The organism is Anaerovibrio sp., from assembly GCF_045637405.1.
In the GTDB taxonomy this organism is placed as follows: domain Bacteria; phylum Bacillota; class Negativicutes; order Selenomonadales; family Selenomonadaceae; genus Anaerovibrio.
Map to the genome: position 1 here is coordinate 39,473 of NZ_JAZTZI010000033.1, position 21,649 is coordinate 61,121.

The window sequence follows — 21,649 nt, forward strand, 5'->3', positions numbered from 1 at the left end:
GGTGCAGACAGTAGTAGGTGTTCGCTTTAAGCGGGCTGGAAAGATATATTATTTTAGTCCAGGCAAGCTGGAAATTGAAACAAATGATGATGTTATTGTGGAGACTGCCAGAGGAATAGAGTATGGCACAGCTGTAATTGGACCAAGGGAGGTTCCGGACAGTGATGTGGTATTGCCCCTGAAGGAAGTGCTGCGCAAGGCAACTGAAGCTGATAAAAACAAGGTTATTGATAATGGACACAAGGAGCAGGAGGCCTTTGGCATTTGCGAGGAGAAAATCCGGGCTCATGGCCTTCCTATGAAGCTGGTTCAGGTAGAATATACCTTTGATGTAAATAAGATAATCTTCTACTTTACCGCTGATGGACGTATTGATTTTAGAGAGCTGGTAAAGGATTTGGCTGCAGTGTTCCGCACCCGTATTGAGCTTCGACAGATTGGAGTAAGGGATGAGGCCAAGCTGATGGGTGGTATCGGTTGTTGTGGCCGTTCCCTTTGCTGTCATACTTTCCTGGGTGAATTTGAGCCTGTATCCATACGCATGGCCAAGGAGCAGAATTTGTCCCTTAACCCTACGAAAATTTCCGGTATCTGCGGCCGTCTTATGTGTTGTCTGAAGTATGAAAACGAGTGCTACTGTGGCAAGTCCCAGAAGCGGATTAAGGTTAAACCGCCAACTCAGGGCAGTAAGGTGGTTACAGCCGAAGGTGAGGGTAAGGTTATAAATCTTAACCAGCAGCGCCGTACGGCCACCATTTTGCTGGATAACAGCAAGACTATTGTGGCCTCCTGGGAGGATGTAATCGAAAAGGACGAAGATGATATTTAATGATACGGGCCTTGGCGATATGGAAATAGAGCTGGGGCCTGATGAACGCCTGGATGATTTGCTTTTGGGCGGCAGGAAAATAATTCAAAATACCAAGGAGTTCTGCTTTTCTATTGATGCAGTGCTCCTTGCCCACTATCCCAAGTACCATAAAAATTGGCGGGTATTTGATTTGGGCACCGGTACCGGGGTGATGCCTCTGTTAATAGCCGATGAGGTTAAGGAGGTTCACGGTTTGGAGCTGAATCCTGTCATGGCGGAGCTGGCCCAGCGCAATGTAAAGCTGAATCATTTGGAGCATAAGATTACCGTCAGTCAAGGTGACTATCGCAAAATTAGGGAGCTTTATCCACCGGAATCCTTTGACTGTGTTATTGCCAATCCGCCATACCGCCCGCTTAATCAGGGCACTTTAAGTGCTGAGGATGGTGTGGCAAGGGCACGGCATGAGATAACAGCCACCCTTGATGATGTGGTAAAGGCTGCCAGATATCTTTTACGATTTCGCGGAAAGTTTGCTATGGTTCATCTGCCGGAGCGGCTGGGGGAAATCATTGTGGCCATGCACGAAAATCAAATAGAGGTGAAACGGCTGCAGCTGGTACAGCCTAAGCCCGGCAAGCCCTCCAACCTTATGCTTGTTGAGGGCATTGTGGGGGCAGTACCGGGAGGTATGAAGGCAGAGCTTCCCCTTATGGTTCATAAGGAGGATGGCGGATATACTGATGAAATATTGCGAATTTACAATATTAAACGGGATTAAGATAAAGGAATGACACATTTATGTCAGAGGAATGTAACAACAAAATAGGTATGTTATACTTGTCGGCAACTCCTATTGGCAATCTGGAGGATATGACCTACAGAAGTGTGCGGATGTTGGGGGAAGCGGACCTTATTGCCGCTGAGGATACAAGACATTCCCGCAAGCTGCTGTCTCACTTTGACATCCATACACCCTTAACCAGCTATCATGAACATAACAAGCTGGAAAAAGGCCCTGAATTGGTGGAGAAAATGCTGGCGGGTGATACCATAGTGTGTATCAGTGATGCAGGCTTGCCAGGGATTTCTGACCCGGGAGCCCACTTGGCCATGTTGGCTATTGAAGCGGGGATTAAAGTAAGCCCGCTGCCAGGAGCCAATGCTGCATTGTCCGCCCTTATATGCTCCGGTCTGGACACTACTGCCTTTACCTTCTATGGCTTTTTGCCAAGGACGGGGAAAAAGCGGCGGGAGCTGTTGGAACGTATTAACCAGAGTCCTGAGACTCTGATTTTTTATGAAGCCCCTCACCATTTAAAGGGAACCTTGAGTGATTTGATTAAGGCACTGGGGCCTCACCGCAGGGCTGTAGCAGCCAGAGAGCTTACCAAGTCCTTTGAAGAATTCAACCGACGAACATTGGGAGAATTGGCAGAGTATTATGATGAGCATGAGCCCAAGGGTGAGTTCGTCATTATTATAGAAGGCTTTGACGCAGAAAATGAAGTTGCAGCTGAGCCGGAACAGCAGCTATCACCAGTAGAAATGGTGGCCAAGCTGGAGGCAGAAGGCATGGGTCACAAGGATGCCATGCGGGAAACAGCAAAGAAGCTAGGTATCAGTCGCCGAGATGTTTATCAGGCACTGCTGAAATAAATAAAATTTATTATGTGAGTTTAGGAGGAATTCTTTCGTGAGTAACAAGAGTTTTTATATAACCACCCCAATTTATTATCCAAGTGCAAAGCTGCATATTGGTCACGCATATTGCACTACCATCGCTGATGCTGTGGCTCGTTTTCACCGTTTGGCTGGTGAAGATGTGTTCTTTCTTACCGGCAGTGATGAGCACGGCCAGAAAATCCAGGAAAAGGCTGAGGCAGAGGGTATTAAGCCTATTGAATACACTGATAAAATTGTGGCTGGCTTTCAGAATCTCTGGAAGCTGCTGAATATTTCCAATGATGATTTTATCCGTACCACCCAGCCTCGCCATGAGAAGGTTGTTCAGGAGATATTCCGTCGTGTTTATGACAAGGGGGATATTTACAAAGGATCTTACAAGGGACTGTACTGTACTCCATGTGAGAGCTTCTGGACTGAGCTTCAGCTGGACGAAAATGGCTGCTGTCCTGATTGTGGACGCCCTGTTAAGGAAGTGGCTGAGGAGGCCTACTTCTTTAAGATGTCCAGATATGCAGATAAGATTTTAAAGCACATTGAGGATAATGCTGATTTTATACAGCCAGTATCCCGCCGTAATGAAATGATTAATTTTATTAAGCAGGGGCTGGATGATCTTTGTATTTCCCGTACCTCCTTTGACTGGGGTATTCCTGTGCCAATTGACGAGAAACACGTTATTTATGTATGGTTTGATGCCCTTACAAATTATTTGACTCCTATTGGCTTCCTGGACGATCCGGATAAGTTTAAAAAATTCTGGCCGGCAAATATTCATCTTGTGGGCAAGGAAATAGTACGTTTCCATTCTATTATTTGGCCTTGCATTCTGATGGCACTGGATTTGCCACTGCCTAAGCAGATTTATGGCCATGGCTGGCTGGTTGTGGACGGCACCAAAATGTCCAAGTCTTTGGGCAATGTTATTGACCCTATTGAGCTTATTGAAAAATATGGACCTGATGCAATCCGCTACTTCCTGCTTCGTGAAATTAATCTTGGACAGGACGGCAATTTCTCTGAGCTGGCATTGGTACAGCGCATTAATTCTGATCTGGCAAATGATTTGGGCAATTTACTTCATCGCAGCCTTAACATGGTTGGTAAGTTCCAGAATGGTGAAGTGTTGGCTCCACAGGGTAAGTCTGAAATAGATGAGTCCCTCATTCGTGATGCCATGAATGCAGTCAAGGCCTTTGAGGAAGATATGGCTGAAATGAAAATCAGCAACGCGGTAAAGGCTGTATGGGCATTTATTGGCAGAGCCAATAAATATATTGATGAGACAGCTCCATGGGCTTTGGCAAAGGATGAATCCAAAAAGCAGGAGCTGGCCAATGTTATGTACAATCTCATTGAGTCTATGCGGGTTATCAGTGTAATGATTGCTCCGTATATGCCTGTAACAGCTGAGAAGGTTTGGCAGCAGTTGAATATACCGGGAGAATTCAAGGACGTACGTCTGGATGACATTAAGACTTGGGGCGGTACACCTGCGGGAATGCATATTGGTGAGGCCCAGCAACTGTTCCCACGCATTGAGCTTGATGCAGAGGATAAGGCTCAGGCCCAGGCTCCTAAAAAGGCAAAACAGCCAAAGAATGAAAAGGCGGATAAAAAGCAGGAAGCTGCTGATGATGATGGCCTCATTACCATCGAGGATTTTGGCAAGGTGAAGCTGCAGGTGGTAGAAATCATTGAGGCAGAGCCTGTACCAAAGGCTGATAAGCTCCTTAAGCTAATCGTGGATACCGGCGCTGAAAAGAGACAGGTGGTATCTGGTATAGCCAAGCATTATGAGATAAGTGATCTCATTGGCAAAAGGGTTATTCTTGTGATGAACCTGAAGCCTGCCAAGCTCCGTGGGGTAGAATCCCAGGGAATGATTCTTGCTGCAACCAAGGGTGATGAGCTGGAGGTTGTGACAGTTGATATGCCTGTAGGCAGTATTGTTCGATAAATATTTTCATAGGGTTGCTGCTTTTTGTGGCAACCCTATTTATATAGTGGTGATTAATTAAAAAATAAGAGCTTATTTAAATAGGAAAAAACATGGAAAAAATGTTGTAATTAAAGCAAAAAAATATAGAGTTAAAATATTAAGTTTTTTTGGAGAAAAATATAATATGAAGGAAAATTATATAATTGATACACATTCACATATTAATAGTGAAAAATTTGACCAAGACAGAGGAAAAATTATTACCAATGCAAAAGAGAGTGGCGTTGGGGCAATCATAAATATGGGTGATACCATGGAATCATCTGAACACGTTCTACAGCTGGCTCAGGAGTATGATATTTGCTATGCTGGAGTGGGCGTTCACCCTGAGGAAGCCTTTGAAATGGGAAAAGAAGATTTTGACAAGTTGGCAATTTGGACAAAAAATAAAAAGGTTGTATGCATTGGCGAAATCGGATTGGATTATTATTGGGAAAAAGACGGGGATAAAAGAGCTCTTCAAAAACGTATTTTTATTCAACAGTTGGATCTGGCCAGACAACTGAATTTGCCAGTGTGCGTTCATAACCGTGATGCCCACGGGGATACCATGGAAATCCTGAAAAAAGAGGGCAAAGGAATTGTTGGGGTTATGCATTGTTATTCAGGAAGCCTGGAAATTGCCCGGGAACTGGTGAAAATGGGCTGGTACATCGGGGTTGACGGTCCACTGACCTTCAAAAATGCGGCAAGGCTTCCGGAAATTGTTAAAGAAATTCCCCTGGAAAGAATTTTAGTGGAAACTGACTGTCCATATATGGCTCCTTCCCCAATGCGCGGCAAGAGAAATGAACCGGCTTTTGTAAGGTATGTGGCGGAAAAATTAGCGGAATTGAAGGGCGTTGATTTTCAGACTGTTGCAAGACAAACTACAATTAACGCAAAGGCATTGTACACAAGGCTGGAATAGGTCTTAAAGGGAAAAAATATACTAATGTGGAGGACGGCTGTCATTTTTCAGCCGTTTTTTCATATTTTTTTCATATTTGGAGTATAATATTACCCCAAAAGTGGTGATTGAGAATTTTAAAAATTTGACAAGGCTATTTTTTGCTGATATACTTACAAACATGTTTTTAAAACAAAGGGAGGAATTTAATGAATTATGATAAGTTCCATGTCCGATGTATCCGGGATATCCGGTTCCTGATTTGCATTGGCTTACTGGCTGTGATGACTATGGTAACAGGTTTTGTGTCTCACAGACATGTAACAATTTCAGTGGATGGTCAGCGTATTGAGCTGAGCACTCCATATCACGTTGTAGACAATATCCTTACCCAGGCTGGCGTTACCAGAAATGAAAAGGATATATACAAAGTAACTGCTGATGAAAATGGTGACGAGGTCATCCACATCAGACGAGCTGTACCAGTTGTTGTCGAATACAAGGGCGAGCAGAAAGAATTAATCACTGCCAATGCCACTGTGGATGACATTATGATAGAGCTTGGTTATGTAGGTAACAGATATAAGATTGATAAGGCCGGAGAAACAGACGTTGTAGCTGGTATGCACATCAAGGTTACTGATGTACCAGTTGTTCCGGTAAATGTAGTAAATACCCCACAGGGGTCCATGACTTATAAGAGTTATATGACGATGGAAGCTACAGCATATATTCCAAGTGATGGTGGCGGCAGTGGTATTACTGCTACTGGCATGGTTGCACAGCATGGAGTTATCGCTGTTGATCCAAATGTGATACCGCTGGGAAGTCGCGTTTTTATTCCAGGTTATGGAATGGCAGTGGCAGCAGATACTGGCGGAGCTATCCGAGGCAATAGAATAGACTTGTGCATGAATACTTACCGTGAGGCAATTAACTTTGGCCGTGGTGTAGTAGAGGTGTACATATTAAACTAAAACCGGAGATTGTTTCCTGAATGGAGGCAATAGAAAGCGGGGATTAGTAAGGGTAACAACGGCCTTTACTATTCCCCGCTTTCTATTTGTGTGAACAGTTGGTTTTTGTAATAATTCTTTGTGAGAATACAATATTGATAAAAAGTTTTATTTGTTTTAAAATATAGTGTATTGATTAAATTGTGCGTTGTTATAAATGGGGTTTCTATATGGCTTTGAGAGTAGAGATAGATAATCTTCTAAAAGCAACTGAAAAATTTATAAAGCGACTTTTTACTGAAGGCGTTGTTGATGCCATAGCGGATGTATTGGATGAAAATGTTATCGGTTTTAGTCCCTCCGGGCATTATTACTCTCGGGGCAGCTGGGAGGTAAAGCGTTTTCTTCAGGGAGAGTATGAGCGTCTTGCTCCATGTAATATCAATAAAATTCGCAGCCGCCAGTTTGTCCGGGAAGGGCAGCTTTCCATAGAGTCACATGTTATTATGACCAGCCTCCAGCAACGAAAGCTGCTGCTTTTAAATATTACTACCATGTATCGGATGGTGCCTGATGGTTTTGTGATTAATGGCATCAATATGGCTTTGGATTATGACAGGGAAAGAACATACAAGGTCTTGACTGAGAGAGCCGTGAGCGATCTGGATTTTTTGGCGTCCTATGATGGCGCCACAGGGCTTTTGAACCGTGAAGCATTTTGCAGCCGGGCAGCAGATATGATGACGGATTATCCGGACAAGTCATTTGATATTCTCCGTATAAATATTGAGCGTTTTAAGGTAATTAATGAGGTATTTGGTGAACAGCAGGGAGATAAGTTGCTCAATTATATTGCGGGATTTTTGAAAAGTATAGATTTGGAGCTATGCCTTTCTGCCAGACTTTATGCGGATAATTTTGTGATGTGCTTTGAATCAGCGGAAGGTGAGGCAGAAAAGCTCATCTACACTATGCAGATTGTGGCTAACAGCTTTGAAATCTCTCACCATACTGTGCTGACCTTTGGCCTTTATCATGTGGATGACAAGAGTATTCCGGTAAGTACAATGATAGAGCGGGCCAATATGGCCCTGAATCAGGCAAAGGGAAATCATGTAACCCCTTATTTTGTTTATGATAACAAGATGCGTGACCAAATGCTGCTGGAACAAAAAATAGTCAATGAATTTGATGCTGCCCTGGAGCATGGAGGCTTTAAGCTATTCCTCCAGCCAAAATACGATTTGGAGACAGAGCAGATTATGGGTTCTGAGGCGTTGGTGCGCTGGATTAAGGCTGATGGTTCCTGTGTATTGCCATCTTCCTTTATTCCGGTTTTGGAAAAGAATGGTTCTGTTTACGCGGTGGACCGTTTTATTTGGGAAGAAGCCTGTAAGTGCCTTAGAAGATGGATCGATGCAGGAAAAAATGTAAAGCCTGTATCTGTAAATGTTTCACGCATAGACTTATATGATCCGGAGCTCATAAATGTGTTGGTAGGACTTACCGCGAAGTATAAAATTCCCAAGTATTTGCTGGAGCTGGAAATAACAGAGTCAGCATATACCGATGATCCGAGAATGATTATGGGGGTTACGGAAAAACTCCAAAGTGAGGGGTTCCTGATTCTTATGGATGACTTTGGCAGTGGATATTCATCACTGAATATGTTGAAGGATATACACATAGATATACTGAAGCTGGATATGGGATTTTTAAGGAGTACGGACCAGACAGGCAGGGGCGGCAATATCCTCAGTGCCATGGTGCAGATGGCACGCAGCTTAAATCTCCATACCATTGCTGAAGGGGTTGAAACCAGGGAACAGGTGGATTTCCTTAAATCCATTGGATGCAATTGGGTGCAAGGGTACTTTTTCTCTCAACCGGTTACAGTGGAAGAATTTGAAAAGCTTATTTAAAATATAAAAATAACAGGGACTGTCATGGTCCCTGTTATTTTACAGTTTGATGATTTAAAGCAATGCCTTTAGCTGTTCAGCTTTTCGCTGATGTGCTTTAATTGCAAAGTCCATTCTGGCATTTTCCTCATCGGAGAATTTGCCGCTTTCAAGGGATTTACGGATACGCTCCGCTCTGTCCTCGATATCCTTTATTTCGTCCTCCAGAGGTTTCTTATCCTTCAGGGCAATACCGTAAATGGTGTGAATGTTGTCAATGATATGCTGGGCATAGCCCCTTTCGGCAGAAACATCCTCCAGAAAGCTGGCTACCTCGTAAAGTATGTCATAGGGACTGGCGGCCTGCTGAATCATTTCCAGAATTTTCATTTTTATCTCTTCCTGCATGCCGTGGGCCATGTCGATAAGCTGTTGATTATTATTTTCCTCCATGATTGTCACCTCTGAGGTAATTAAATCACATGATGATGTATACAGCAAGAGGTTATTTATTTCCAATCTGAAAATATGTTATAATACTGATTGTCATTTGTCACATATTTATCCACAGAAAAAGTGAAAAGCTGACACAAACATAGCTGTAATACAGGGTTATCCACTGAGTTATTCACAAAATGGGCTATATTGTGAATAACTTATTAACAATATCCACAGGAAAATAGCTATGGAAACATGTTCAATATTAGGAGTTGGGTTTATGGAAAGCAAGAATCTTAAGCGAGGTTTGAAGAACCGGCACCTGCAAATGATGGCACTGGGGAGTGCTATCGGTACAGGGCTTTTTTATGGTTCAGCCTCAACTATTGCCCTTACGGGGCCGTCAGTAATGCTGGCATACCTGGTTAGTGGCGTAGTTATTTATTTCATTATGAGAATGCTGGGAGAAATGTCAGTGCATGAGCCGGTGGCAGGTTCCTTCAGCTATTATGCCACAAAATACTGGGGTGGCTTTCCGGGATTTTTGGCAGGATGGAACTATTGGTATTGCTATATCATGGTAAGTATGGCAGAGATTACTGCTGTTGGTATATATGTGAATTACTGGTGGCCGGATGTGCCTCAGTGGTTATCAGCACTTATTTGCCTTATTGTTATTACCGCCATTAATCTGGTCAATGTAAGTGCGTACGGCGAAACCGAATTTTGGATGGCACTTGTTAAAGTAGTGGCTATTCTCAGTATGATCCTTTTGGGAGCATATTTAATCATTACCAATCCCTTGGGCTATCCGGCCAATATTAGTAATTTGTGGAATTACGGTGGCTTTATGCCAAATGGCGTATGGGGATTGGCCATGGCCTGTGTAGTGGTTATGTTTTCTTATGGTGGTATTGAGCTTTTGGGAATTACAGCCGGTGAAGCGGAGGATCCTGACCGCTCTATTCCAAAGGCAATTAATCAGGTTATTTGGAGAATTTTGATATTCTATGTGGGCACAATGTTTGTGCTGATGTGCCTCTGGCCTTGGAATCAGGTGGGAATGGAGTCATCACCCTTCGTACAGATTTTTGACAATGTTGGGATTCCGGCGGCGGCTCATATTTTGAATTTTGTAGTATTGTCAGCGGCGGTTTCAGTTTATAACTCAGCTATTTACAGTAATGCCCGTATGCTTTATGGCTTGGCGGAAAAGGGAGATGCGCCGAAGGTGTTTATGAAGCTGTCTTCCCGTGGGGTGCCAATAGTGGGAACCTTGGTATCATCATGTATTACTTTGATTATTGTTGTTATGAATTATCTGTTTCCAAGCCAGATTTTCATGTATCTCTTTGCAGTGGTGGTTATTTCCGCAGTAATTAACTGGGTATGTATTACTATGACTCACATGAAATTCAGGAAGTATTGCGAGGAAAATGGTGTTCATTCCAAGTTCAGATCCATTCTTTATCCGTTAACCAATTATGTTAGCCTTGCCTTTTTGGTAGGCTTAATTGTGATGATGACACAGATTCCGGATATGAGGATGGCAGTTATTGCCCTTCCTATTTGGCTGTGCATCCTTTATGCAGGATATCGCTTTAAGATAAGCCGTGATAACAAGAGTGATGTGGAATAATTAAAATCTTATATGGGTATACGAGGGGAATATACTATGTCAGAGAATTTATCAATTTACAACAGAATTAAGGAAGCACTGCTGCCGGACGGTACCTTGCCTGAAGATTTTGTATTGCGTCAGCTGCCGGAGCAGGGACTACGTTTTGCAGATGGTGCCATAGATGGAACAGTACGTTATCATATGGGGCCTACAAAGAATCCTGATATCAGTGCACTGACTTTGGTGCTGGAAATGGCTTCCCAAGAGAGGTTTAAGGATTCAGCCAATGCGCTTATCACTCATTTTCAGAATGGTGGTGTGATGCTGCCAGTAATGGATGCACTTCAGGATTGGGTATTTGATCATCCGGAAAAGCTGTCCCCGGAGGCGTTGGGACGCTTTTGTATGACTCTTTTGGTACAGAGTGAGGATGTAGAATCTGTAAAGTTTGCCATTACCATTTTGGAGCTTCTGGATCGTGAAGAAACCCAGGAGCTGAAGGATATTCTGCTGGTGTTGGCAGCCTCTGAGGAGCTGACTCTGTTCTGCCTGTTCTTGTTAAGCTCCTTTGAGGATGGAAATGCCCTTATTTATTCTGTGGCCAAGCGACTTAAGGGGTGGGGGCGTATTCATGCTGTAAGTATGCTGAAGCCGGAAAACGATGATATGGCCCAATGGCTATTGCAGGAGGGCTGGAAGAATGAAATAATGCCGGAATATTCTGCCATTGTAGCTATCAAGAGAGGCGGGCTTCTGGACAGGCTGTCTGCCCCTGAAGCAACCAAAGAGGATTTCGTTTTGGCAGGCCAGCTTATTGGAGCCTCTTTGGAAGATAATCCTGTTCCGGGCCTCAGCAAGTACAAGAAGTCCAATGAATTGCTGACAGCATATTTTAAACTGGCTGATAAATATGCGGAGGCTTTGGAAGATTACAGTAATATTTTTGATATTCGGGATTTCCTGGAAAAAAGTGAGCTGTCAGAAAAAGCTAATCTCTTAAAGAGTGCCAACTCCATCCTTGATTCCAACGAATGTATTGATTGTGTTGAGGCATCCATGGATGACGGTGATGGCTTTTATTTGGGGAAGGCACTTGGGCTTGATTATGCAGCCCGTGCTATGGACACCCTGCGCCATGAATGGCAGACCAAATATGATATGATTGATTTGCTGTTGCCTGAAAAACAGTATGTTGATGAGATAATTGAGCTTTTTGAGGATGAATTGCCTCTGGAGGAAATGGCCTCCGGTCCTGAAAATGAAATGGGCAATGACGAGAGATTTGCCGACTATGGTATTCTTTCTTATGTTATTCAGGGCTTACAGGCAGTGCCGGGAAAGGGTGAAAAACTCATTTGTGCAGGTCTTTATTCCCCGGTTATCGGTACCAGGAATATTGCCCTTAATACTGTTGATAAGTGGAGAAAATCTGACTTCCAGCTCACCCAGTCTATGAAAAATACCTTGATGAAGCTAAAAAGCTCAGAGGTAAATGAGCAAACCAAAAAGAGATTGGAAAAATTCTGATAAAGAGATTGAAACCACAATGGTCATGGAGTATAATTACATAGTATCGCTGACATAGCACAGTTGGTAGTGCATCGGATTCGTAACCCGAAGGTCGCCAGTTCGATCCTGGCTGTCAGCACCATGAAATTACGGGGTTGTCCCATTTGATGATTTTCATCCATGGGGCAGCCCTTTTTGTATGTAAAAATTATTTTTTTTTAGCGGATAATATAAGAAAAAATAGAGGAATTAAAACCCGTTATGGAGAATAAAGAACAGACAGAAAAATATGACTTTTCTTATGGCGGTATGCAGGGGGTGCATAGTGTGCGTCATAGATATAGATGGTATTCAAACTGCTTTAATATAAAGCAGTTATTATGCATGATTGCAGTACTGGCCTGCCTTTTGGGGGTAGTTAGGCTTATGCCTGCCATGCAGGCCAATGCATCTGATGAAAAGATTGTTCGGGTGGGTTTCTATGAAGAGGAAAATTTTCAGAGTGGGCTGGAAGATGATACTCTCAAGAGTGGTTATTCCTATGATTATTTGTCCCGGCTGAAGTTATACAATAATTGGAAGTATGAATACGTGTACGGCTCTTACGCCAAGTTGTATGACATGCTGCTAAAGGGAGAAATTGACCTGCTGGCAGGGTTGGACTATACCCCGGAGCGCACAGCAGTTCTCAGTTATCCCCGGGATCCTATGGGGGAGACAAAATATTATTTCTTAAAGCGTTCCTCTGATGACCAGATTACTTCTGATCCGGCCACTATAAACGGCAAACGGGTTGGTGTCCTTAAGGGGGCACAGACGAGAGCCCTGAGCCGTTATCTCACTGCCAACAATATCACTGCCCAGGTGGTGGAATTTGGTGATACAAAAGAACGGGATGAGGCCATTATCAGCGGCAATATTGATATTATGGTGGCTGAAGATGAGGGGGCTTTCTCTGATATAGGAATTGAAGTATTTGCTGACGTGGGGGCAGTGAATTTCTTCTGTGTTGTAAGTAAAGCCCGTCCGGATATTTTGGATGATCTCAATCAGTCTCAGAAGCTAATGAAACGGGAAAATCCAAACTTCATCAGTGAGCTTAATCAAAAATGGTTTAAGGATGTGTCACTCACAACAACACTGTTGCCTAGTGAGCGTAAATGGCTGGCGGAGCATGATACCATCAAAGTTGGCTATATGAATGATTATCTTCCGTTCAGTACCCAGGACAGTGATGGTAATGTTACAGGTGTACTAAAGGATGTTCTGCCGGAGATTTTCAGGTCCTTAAAGTATGCGGATATACACATTGAATATAAAGGCTATCGTACGGCTCAGGAGCTTAGGGATGGTTTAAGAAACCATGAGGTTGATGTTATTTTCCCGGCTTTGGCCGATAACTGGATTACTGAGCGGAATGAATTGGTACCAAGTGATCCGGCAGTAAAGGCCAACTTTAATATTATATACATTGGGGCATACCCGGATATGAGCAAGGCCAGAATAGCGGTTTCACGACGTAATCCTGTAATGGAACCTTTCAGAATGCTTCATTACCCTAAAAATGATGTTGTTTATTACGATGACATTTATGAGTGTATGGAAGGAATAAAAAAGGGTGAGGCTGATGTTATTATTGTTTCCAGCCTTAGATCTGAGTACATATTACGTAAAATGGGAAATGACCCGTCTTTGAATACGGCCCAATTAACCAATGAAGTGCCGCTGGGATTGGCCGGCTTGAGCTCCTTCGACGAGGGGATAAGGATAATAAATCACGGGCTTAGCCTTATGGACAATGATTTTGCCCTTGTTCACGCATATAGCTATATGCCAAAAAACGAAGTGACAGTGACGGATTTCCTTAGAAAGAATATCTGGATTCCTGTGGGAGCAGTGGTTCTGATAGCTACCTTGATTGTATACTTTATCTCCAGAGAGAATATAAAAAATCGCGAGCATCTGGAGGAGTCGGAGCAGCACCGCCAGGAGCTGTCAGATAAGGTAGAGGAGATTTCCGTACTTAATAAAGAGCTTCAGGAGAGGCAGAGCAGGATTGAGGAATTTGCCGCTGAGACGGAAACCCATCTGATGGAGACCCAGGTACTCAATGAGCTGCTTCAGGAGCAGCAGACCAAGCTGGAAGAAACCATAGAAGCTGCCGAGGCAGCCAATAAGGCAAAATCGACCTTCCTGTTTAATATGAGTCATGATATCCGTACTCCTCTCAATGCCATAATTGGCTTTATTGAGATGGAGGCGCGACATCCGGACAACTATGAGAAGACCAAGGAAAATCGCCAAAAAATTAAAACGGCCAGCTATCAGCTTTTGGACATTTTAAACAGTGTTTTGGAAATGGCCCGTATTGAAAACAAAAATCTGTTTATTGAGGAAGAATTGACGGATGCCCATGAAATGCTGGATTCTTGCCTGATAGTGTTTGAGGGTGAAACGAAAAACAAAAATTTGGCTCTTACCAGCAGCCTGGAATTGGAGCATCGTTTCTTATACATTGACAAGACTCATCTGTCCGAGGCTGTAATGAATGTTATCAGCAATGCGGTGAAATACACCCCTAATGGGGGAAGCATCTTTGTGGGGGCCAGAGAGCTGCCCGGAGATACGGAGGATGAATGTATACTTGAGGTTACAGTGCGGGATAATGGCATAGGTATGTCCGAAGAATTTATTGCGGAAATATTTGATCAGTTCTCCCGTGACCGCAACAGTACGCAGAGTGGTATTCAGGGCTCCGGCCTTGGCATGGCCATAGTTAAGGCCCTGATCAACAAGATGAAGGGAACGATTACGGTCAATAGTAAGCTGGGTGAGGGAACTGAAATTATTATCTGTACTCCACATCGCATCGGCGAGATTCCTGAGACAGAGGCGGAACAGACTACAGAGGAAGCTGTAGATTTCACCGGCAAGCGAATTCTCATGGCGGAGGATAATGAGCTTAATGCTGAAATTGCCACCTTCATATTGGAGGATGCCGGTTTTGAGGTGGAAAGGGCTGAAGATGGTGTAGTGTGCTTTGATATGCTGGTTAAGCATGACGCCGGATATTATGACCTTATCCTTATGGATATTCAGATGCCAAATCTGGATGGTTATGGAGCTACTGAAAAGATAAGACGGTTGGATGATGAATCCAAGTGCAATATTCCAATAGTGGCACTGACAGCCAATGCCTTTAAGGAGGATCAGGAGAAGGCATTTTCTGTGGGTATGAATGCTCACTTGGCAAAGCCGATTGATGTTGAAAAAACGTTAACCACCTTGGGCGAAATCTTAAAGTAGGTGTAATAAAAGTTAATATGGGGGTGTAATTATGAATTTTATCAAGGATATGAAGGTAAGGAACAAGCTGGCCGTGATAGGTATAATGGCCTTTATCGCTACTTTGATAGTGGGCTGGATAGGCTACAGTTCCATAAAAGCGGCCCGGGAGGATATGGAGGATCTATACAATAACCATACCATGAGTATTTACTATTGTGCCAAGGTGCGTTATAATACCCGTTTTTCCCAGATTCAGGCTGGCCTGCAGCCATATACTATCAGGCCGGAGCGCCGTCAGGACAGAACTACCAAGTTCAATAAAGCCATGGATGAAGCTGAGAAGTTTATGCAGGAATATGAGGCTTTGACAGTCCATGATCCAGCGAAGAAAGCCTTGGCAGCTGAGGTGCGCAAGGATTTCGATGCCTATAAGTCTAATGCTTCCAAACTGCTTACCATGAGCGCCTATGAGGGTGAGGACGAGCGGGCTCCTATGAACTATTATCAGGACCAGGTTATGCCATTGGCAGTTAAAATGGGAGAGGATTTAGGGCAAGTACAGGAACAGAACCTGGCTGAAGCCCAGGCGGCCATAGAAAAGGGCGAAGAGGACATGAACGGTGCCATTATGCGTATGACTGTTGCCTGCGTATTGATCATCGTAATTTTGACAGCTACTATTGCCTTTATTACCAAGCAGATTACGGATCCATTGCAGCTGGTTATTCGCGTTTGTGATAAGCTGTCCCGTGGTGATTTCCGCGAGGATGGTCTTATTGGTGCCGTAGACCGCCATGATGAATTTGGTCACATGGAAGTTGAAGTTCGGGATATGCGTAAGACAGTAAATAACCTTATCCATAAGGTTATCAGCTCCACTGAGCAGCTGGCGGCATCCTCCCAGGAGCTTACAGCTACTGCCCACCAGTGTGCTCTGGCTTCTGAACAGGTGGCTCAGCGTGTAAGCAGCTCTGCCAGTGCTGTTATTGAACAGCAGATGGATGTGGAAATGGCTATGGATTCCATTGATAATACCATGCACTCCATTGATAATCTGAATCACACAGCCAGCGATGTTACTGCCAACGTGGTGGAATCCCACAAGCAGGCCCAGGATGGCAGTGATGCTATTGAAGAGGCTGTAAATAAGATAATCAGTGTAGAAGAAATAGTTAACAGTTCTTCCATCACAGTTGATAAATTGGGCAAGCGTTCCCAGGAGATTGGTCAGATCGTCGAGACTATCTCCGGTATTGCCGACCAGACAAACCTGCTGGCACTTAATGCAGCCATTGAGGCAGCCCGTGCCGGCGAGCATGGCCGTGGCTTTGCTGTAGTAGCAGATGAGGTTCGTAAGCTGGCTGAAGAATCTCAAAGTTCCGCTAAACGTATAACCGACCTTATCAGTGCTATTCAAAATGATACCACAGATGCTGTTGATTCCATGCAGAAGGGTAATGTGGCAGTTAAGGAAGGTACTGCTTCTGTAGGAGAGCTTAAGGAATCCTTTGCCAAGATTCTGGAGGCTTCTGATGCTGTGGCTGAAAAGGCCAAGGGCATGAGCGAAGACCTGAAGGTGGTTTCCGGTGACACGGAGAATGTTCGTAACCGTTCCACCAAGATTTCTGAAAACAGCCGTCAGGTTGCAACAGATATGGAAAGTGTTTCCGCGGCAGCCCAGGAACAGTCCGCTGCTGCTGAAGAAATTGCTTCTGCCAGTGAGGCATTATCTCAGCTGGCCCACAGCCTGCAGACTGCTGTAGGTGAGTTTAGGGTATAGGAATATACCAAATAAAATGATAAAGTGACACATAAAGAGGCTCCCCTTGTGATATTGACCATATCATAAGGGGAGCCTTTTACAGCTGCATATAGGCTTTATGCCAGATTTTCGTATTTGGTGTAGGAAACAGCCGATTGCTTGGCCAGATTCATGGTTAACTGGATAATGGCTGCTCTCTCACCTTCTGGAGTGTTTTGTATATCGAGGGTTCCGTCCATCAGCTTCACCAGATGTCTGGTGATGGCCAGGCTCATTTCATGCTTCTCCGATTTTTCCGGTTCTTCCTTTGCTGGGAAACATGTATGAGATATTCGTAACTCATAATCGGCACATAACCGCGATGAGGTTGCCTCATCTCCTTCTTTTAAAGGTTTGCGGTATGCATAATCTTTTTGGGTTACTGTAACTGAGATTTTGCCACCTATAGGGGTAAAATCATAAGCCAGATTGATAAGATTCAGCAGTATTCGCTGTATGCGATTATTATCACAATAAGTATAGGCATTGTCCAGCTGGCTGGCATCAACATGGAAATCCAGATTTTTATCCTGCATCTGGATTACAAAGATGTTTCTTACTTGCTGTAGGCTGTGATGAATATCTGTAGCTATTGGGTACAAATCCAAATTATTTGTGGTTATGCGGTCTACCAAGCCCATTTCCCTTACCAGATGCAGGAAATAGTGACTTACAGAATGAGTATGCCGCAGAGCCTGCCACAAACTGTCCAGACTATCCTGAGGACAGTTGCCTTGTATATTCTGGTATTCGGTGCCTGTATTCTTGGCCAGCTTTACATAGCTCATTATGGACTGCATCATTAGTCCGATATCATGGGTCATACCTCTCAGGAAGGAATTACGTATCTGACTATTGTGCTGTTCCTCCTGAACCTGTATATTCAGCAGATATTCCCTTCGCCTCATGGTGGTAAATATATCCCCCATAAAGATGAGAATGAGTATGATGATGATCATCTGCACCATACTGCTGACATCTAAGGCTTCATTTATGGCGGCATGGCCATTTTGACGGATTAGTGTGAAGCTGGTTTCCATAACTTGACGCAACCACAGGGCGGTAGTGAAGAAATTGAAAAACAGTAAAACTGTACACATGGAGAAGGATTTGCCATAGTGGTGCTGTTTGTCGTGCTTGAAAATATACCAATAGTATACAAGACCGATGACACTCCATACAGCCAGTAACAGATAGGATTCTGTATTAAGGTCCGTACCCAGAAGAAGGTTAGGAATAATCGGGCAGAAGAAGAAAAATACGGAGATAATAAAGCCGGTCATTCCAAAGACCTTGCCGATTCCATCATGGGTTACTGTGGATTCACGATAGCGACACAGAGAAATATAGGCATAGGCGATGGAACCGCTGATGGTAATTGCATCAACCAGCCATACAATGGCAGTGCGCCCCAGGAATGGAATCAGAAGTGATATCCCCATAATCAGCAGAACTGCCTTTCGTGGAGTACCATCATTTTCGATTTGGGAAAAGGCCGATGGCAAAAGTTCATCTTTTGCCATTGTGCTTAAGAGGAAGGCAGCTGCCCTATACAGGCCAATCATACTGGTCAGAATACCCGCCATAATGGCGGCTGTTAATATGGTCAAGCCAGTACTGCCCAACTGGGAGCTTACGCTGTAGAAGAATGGTAATCCTTTAAGCCCTTCCATTTGGCCGATAGCGTTGATATAGTCATTCCAGTTGGAAAATTCTGCCGGTATCCCCATAACCGCCGTGGCAATAGGAAGACAGTAGGCGAGAACAGAGGCCAACAGTGAGAAAAATACAAGCGGGAACATATAGCGGGATGGAAAATGTAATTCCTGATTACCCTGGGTGATGGCTTCATAACCAAAGAACATCCATGGGGCAACCATCAGCATGCTGAGTATTTGATGAAAAGGACTGCTGTCCAAATCCGGTTCAAAGGCTGGATAGAAGCTGCCATGTTGAGGACTGGTGACCAGTACACCGAAGAAGAGTGCTACGATACCACCGATGAGAATTAAGGCCAGCAGTGTATTGGCGGCCTGCTTGGTACGTCCTCCGTAAGCTGAGAAAAGTCCCAGGAGAAGTATAATCGCCCAAGTGGCCAGAATTTCTCCACCGTAAACGTCAAAGCCTGCCAGCTGGTAATGAAATCCCCATTGAAGAATATCTCCCAGCATAAAGCGCACCAGGACAACCACGGCAGTGGCGTTGGCCCAGAGAATGGAGAGATAGGTGATAATCATGGCCCAGGCCACTAAAAATGCATGGTCGTGTCCCATGATTTCCCGTGTATAGGCGAAGAAACCACCGCTATCCTGCATTTTTTCTGCCAGTGAGCAGAAGTTGGCACCAATAATCAGCATAACCAGCCCACCGAATATAATGGCAAGTATGCTTCCGACAGGTCCCGCATTAGGCAGGAATAAATTGCCGGGCATCATAAAAGCACCCCAGCCCACGGCACAGCCGAAGGAGAGTCCCCACACATTCAGGATTGTGAGCAGACGTACATTGTTGTTTGCCTTTGACGTATTCATAAGCATATCTCCTTTGCGACTATAGGAAGGGTAAGTCTTACAATAATGTCCTTGCCCTGTTGATCAGGGGCGGCGGAAACCTCGATGGTACCACCCATGGCCTGAACTATTCCCCGGGCGATATGGAGACCACCCATATCAATGTCGTCAGGATGAAAATCCTCCGTCAGACTTTTGATAACTATTGGCGGAATATCTAAGCCTGTATCATGAATGTGGAATTCGTAGTCACCATAGAGAGCTCTTTCACCCTCAGGCATGGAGGCAGTTTCCAGCAGAGTAACCATAACACCGCCATTGGCGTTGGTGTATTCGTAGGCATTGCTCAGGAGATTAATTAAGAGCCGTTCCAATTGAATTTGGTCGCTGAATACCAGCGGATGTGTAAGCTCCATAGGATAAACCTCGAAAAAGAGATTTTTATCCTGCATTTGCTGGGCAAACAGATCCTTTATTTGCTGAAGCAATTCATTTAAATCTACTGTTACAGCATCCAGTGGAAGATTGTCCATTTTTGTACCATTAACTACCTTGCCCTTGTCCAGCATGTAGTCGATAAAGGCCATTAGGCTTTGTGTGTGAATATCAAGCTTGCCAAGGCTGCCTGTCAGGCGGTCAGGAACACGGCGTGGACAGTTCTCTTCGGGACAGCCGGCACAGAGGGCACAATTTTCCAATGCCAGATGCACTGAGGTCTGGGCAGCCTTTGCCGGAATGCGAATATCATGAGATAGATGGGAAAGGAATGTGTTTTTAGCATTGTTGATTTCATGCTGGCAACGGAAGGTTTGAAATAGACGCTGTTCCCGTCTTTTTATAGTAATGAAGATATTGGTAATCAGCAGTAAAATAATCAAAATCATGGTCATTTGAATAGCACTGTCCTTTGATAAACCTTCGGAGGCCAAATCAATGTAGGATAAGGTTTCAGCTTCACTTGGCACAACATTCAGCCACTTCTCCCCCTTCTGATGCAGCCACAGGCTGCTGGAGAAGAAATTAAGGAAAAGAATCATGATGAACATAGAGGTGCTGTTTCCAAAACGGTGCTGGTCGTCATTTTTAAATACATACCAATAGTAGACAAAACCCAGAAGACTCCAGCAGGACAGCATAAGATAGGATTCTGTATCCATTGAGCCGGCCAAAATTACTCCTGGAACCAGAGGTAAGAAGAAAAACAACAGAGAAATGGCCAAACCAAAACCTCCCAGCCACTGTCCTTTTTTATCATTTTCCCGGCGGGAAATGATATAGGAACAAAGGGAAGCATAGCCGTAAGCCACGGCACCAACTACAGTGATTACATCACATAACCAGACCACGGACACACGGCCCAGGAAAGGAATAAAGAGTGATATGAGCATAACAAAAATAATGGCGTTACGCGGAGTGCCGTTTGTTGTTTCCTGGCAGAACCAATTTGGTAAGATTTTACGTCCACCAATGTATTGCAGGATAATACCGGTTATATGGTAAAGTCCCAGCAGACTGGTGGATATGGCTGCCACGATGGACACACAAAGGACTGTCAGACCTTGCTGACCAAAGGTGCTATATACACCATTGAATACCGGCAATCCTTTAATGCCGTTTAGATTATTCTTTTGGGCAATGTAGTCGGTCCAGGAGGCAAAGTCTGCAGGGATGGCCATAACAGACATGGACGCCAACAGCACATAAATGAGACCGCCTGCAAGAACTGATGCAATCATTATTGGAAATAATTTTTTGGTGGAAAAATTAAAATTACTTCTGGTGTGGGTGATAGCTTCAAATCCGAAGAACATCCATGGGGCCAGCATCATCATGCTAAATACCTGCATGGCTGGAGACGTGCCCTTCTGAAACAGAGGGTTAAAAACACCTTCAGGAGTGTGAGTGTACATGGCAACAAAAAGCATTACCACCGTTGCCAGAAACAGTAAGGCCAGGAAGGTATTTAAAAGTTTGCGGAGAGCTCCCCCATAACATGAAAACAGTCCGAAGAATATAAACACAATCCATGTAAAGAGTATTTCACCAAAATTAATATCAAAGCCGGCAATGGTATACATGTAACCCCATGCCAGCGTATCCCCCAACAGAAAACGGGATAGGATAATGGTGGCGGTAGCGTTGGCCCATAAGATAGAAAGGTATGCAATAAGTAAAATCCATCCTGCCAGAAATGCGTGGTCATAACCCAAAATGTTACGGGTATAGGCCATAATACC

At 44.1% G+C, this 21,649-nt stretch carries 14 protein-coding genes and 1 tRNA gene; 12 read left to right on the forward strand and 3 right to left on the reverse strand.

Going from position 1 to position 21,649, the window contains the following annotated elements; all coding sequences use genetic code 11:
• The first annotated feature begins 1 nt into the window (after position 1).
• From ACKI5G_RS02640 to ACKI5G_RS02670, 7 genes are all read left to right on the forward strand, one after another.
• Positions 2–829 carry a stage 0 sporulation family protein gene (locus ACKI5G_RS02640; RefSeq protein WP_407397387.1) on the forward strand — a complete coding sequence of 276 codons (828 nt, stop codon included), beginning with the start codon at positions 2–4 and terminating at the stop codon, positions 827–829.
• Entirely contained in the window at positions 819–1,592 is a 774-nt protein-coding gene (locus tag ACKI5G_RS02645; protein WP_407397389.1) for a tRNA1(Val) (adenine(37)-N6)-methyltransferase, read from the forward strand. The genes ACKI5G_RS02640 and ACKI5G_RS02645 overlap by 11 nt, the downstream gene beginning before the upstream one ends.
• A 20-nt stretch (positions 1,593–1,612) precedes the next feature.
• Positions 1,613–2,470, forward strand: coding sequence for a 16S rRNA (cytidine(1402)-2'-O)-methyltransferase (gene rsmI / locus ACKI5G_RS02650; RefSeq protein WP_407397391.1), 858 nt, complete (start codon positions 1,613–1,615; stop codon positions 2,468–2,470).
• 37 nt (positions 2,471–2,507) lie between these two features.
• Positions 2,508–4,457, forward strand: coding sequence for a methionine--tRNA ligase (metG, locus tag ACKI5G_RS02655; RefSeq protein WP_407397393.1), 1,950 nt, complete (start codon positions 2,508–2,510; stop codon positions 4,455–4,457).
• A 166-nt stretch (positions 4,458–4,623) separates the two neighbouring features.
• Positions 4,624–5,409 carry a TatD family hydrolase gene (locus tag ACKI5G_RS02660; RefSeq protein ID WP_407397395.1) on the forward strand — a complete coding sequence of 262 codons (786 nt, stop codon included), beginning with the start codon at positions 4,624–4,626 and terminating at the stop codon, positions 5,407–5,409.
• Between the two features lie 188 nt (positions 5,410–5,597).
• Positions 5,598–6,365 (forward strand): 3D domain-containing protein, encoded by a 768-nt coding sequence (locus ACKI5G_RS02665; RefSeq protein ID WP_407397397.1) that lies wholly within the window; start codon positions 5,598–5,600, stop codon positions 6,363–6,365.
• 209 nt (positions 6,366–6,574) lie between these two features.
• Entirely contained in the window at positions 6,575–8,266 is a 1,692-nt protein-coding gene (locus tag ACKI5G_RS02670; RefSeq protein ID WP_407397399.1) for a putative bifunctional diguanylate cyclase/phosphodiesterase, read from the forward strand.
• 54 nt (positions 8,267–8,320) lie between these two features.
• Here the strand turns inward: ACKI5G_RS02670 and ACKI5G_RS02675 are convergent, their stop codons facing one another.
• Positions 8,321–8,698, reverse strand: a complete 378-nt coding sequence (locus ACKI5G_RS02675) for a hypothetical protein (RefSeq protein WP_407397401.1) — start codon at positions 8,696–8,698, stop codon at positions 8,321–8,323.
• A 265-nt stretch (positions 8,699–8,963) separates the two neighbouring features.
• On the opposite strand from ACKI5G_RS02675, the gene ACKI5G_RS02680 reads away from it, so the two are divergent.
• From ACKI5G_RS02680 to ACKI5G_RS02700, 5 genes are all read left to right on the forward strand, one after another.
• A complete protein-coding gene (locus ACKI5G_RS02680; RefSeq protein ID WP_407397403.1) occupies positions 8,964–10,322 on the forward strand; it encodes an amino acid permease in 1,359 nt (452 codons plus the stop codon).
• 36 nt (positions 10,323–10,358) lie between these two features.
• Positions 10,359–11,831 carry a hypothetical protein gene (locus ACKI5G_RS02685; protein WP_407397405.1) on the forward strand — a complete coding sequence of 491 codons (1,473 nt, stop codon included), beginning with the start codon at positions 10,359–10,361 and terminating at the stop codon, positions 11,829–11,831.
• 48 nt (positions 11,832–11,879) lie between these two features.
• Positions 11,880–11,955 (forward strand) — tRNA-Thr (locus tag ACKI5G_RS02690).
• Between the two features lie 119 nt (positions 11,956–12,074).
• Positions 12,075–15,119: an ATP-binding protein gene (locus tag ACKI5G_RS02695; RefSeq protein WP_407397407.1), complete on the forward strand. Its 3,045-nt coding sequence runs from the start codon at positions 12,075–12,077 to the stop codon at positions 15,117–15,119.
• 31 nt (positions 15,120–15,150) lie between these two features.
• The gene (locus ACKI5G_RS02700; protein WP_407397409.1) at positions 15,151–16,881 is read left to right on the forward strand and encodes a methyl-accepting chemotaxis protein; all 1,731 of its coding nucleotides are present in this window, start codon (positions 15,151–15,153) and stop codon (positions 16,879–16,881) included.
• Between the two features lie 98 nt (positions 16,882–16,979).
• On the opposite strand, the gene ACKI5G_RS02705 is transcribed toward ACKI5G_RS02700, so the two are convergent.
• Together ACKI5G_RS02705 and ACKI5G_RS02710 are read right to left on the reverse strand one after the other, a co-directional pair.
• Positions 16,980–19,433: an amino acid permease gene (locus ACKI5G_RS02705; protein WP_407397411.1), complete on the reverse strand. Its 2,454-nt coding sequence runs from the start codon at positions 19,431–19,433 to the stop codon at positions 16,980–16,982.
• On the reverse strand, positions 19,430–21,649 hold a 2,220-nt coding region (locus ACKI5G_RS02710), incomplete at its 5' end, for an ATP-binding protein (RefSeq protein ID WP_407397413.1). The genes ACKI5G_RS02705 and ACKI5G_RS02710, both read right to left, overlap by 4 nt.

Excerpts from the sequence above, each read along its gene's own strand:
- ACKI5G_RS02645 (WP_407397389.1), top strand. The coding sequence starts at position 819 with ATGATATTTAATGATACGGGCCTTGGCGATATGGAAATAGAGCTGGGG.
- rsmI (WP_407397391.1), top strand. The coding sequence starts at position 1,613 with ATGTCAGAGGAATGTAACAACAAAATAGGTATGTTATACTTGTCGGCA.
- ACKI5G_RS02660 (WP_407397395.1), top strand. The coding sequence starts at position 4,624 with ATGAAGGAAAATTATATAATTGATACACATTCACATATTAATAGTGAA.
- ACKI5G_RS02665 (WP_407397397.1), top strand. The coding sequence starts at position 5,598 with ATGAATTATGATAAGTTCCATGTCCGATGTATCCGGGATATCCGGTTC.
- ACKI5G_RS02670 (WP_407397399.1), top strand. The coding sequence starts at position 6,575 with ATGGCTTTGAGAGTAGAGATAGATAATCTTCTAAAAGCAACTGAAAAA.
- ACKI5G_RS02675 (WP_407397401.1), bottom strand. The coding sequence starts at position 8,698 with ATGGAGGAAAATAATAATCAACAGCTTATCGACATGGCCCACGGCATG.
- ACKI5G_RS02680 (WP_407397403.1), top strand. The coding sequence starts at position 8,964 with ATGGAAAGCAAGAATCTTAAGCGAGGTTTGAAGAACCGGCACCTGCAA.
- ACKI5G_RS02685 (WP_407397405.1), top strand. The coding sequence starts at position 10,359 with ATGTCAGAGAATTTATCAATTTACAACAGAATTAAGGAAGCACTGCTG.
- ACKI5G_RS02695 (WP_407397407.1), top strand. The coding sequence starts at position 12,075 with ATGGAGAATAAAGAACAGACAGAAAAATATGACTTTTCTTATGGCGGT.
- ACKI5G_RS02700 (WP_407397409.1), top strand. The coding sequence starts at position 15,151 with ATGAATTTTATCAAGGATATGAAGGTAAGGAACAAGCTGGCCGTGATA.
- ACKI5G_RS02705 (WP_407397411.1), bottom strand. The coding sequence starts at position 19,433 with ATGAATACGTCAAAGGCAAACAACAATGTACGTCTGCTCACAATCCTG.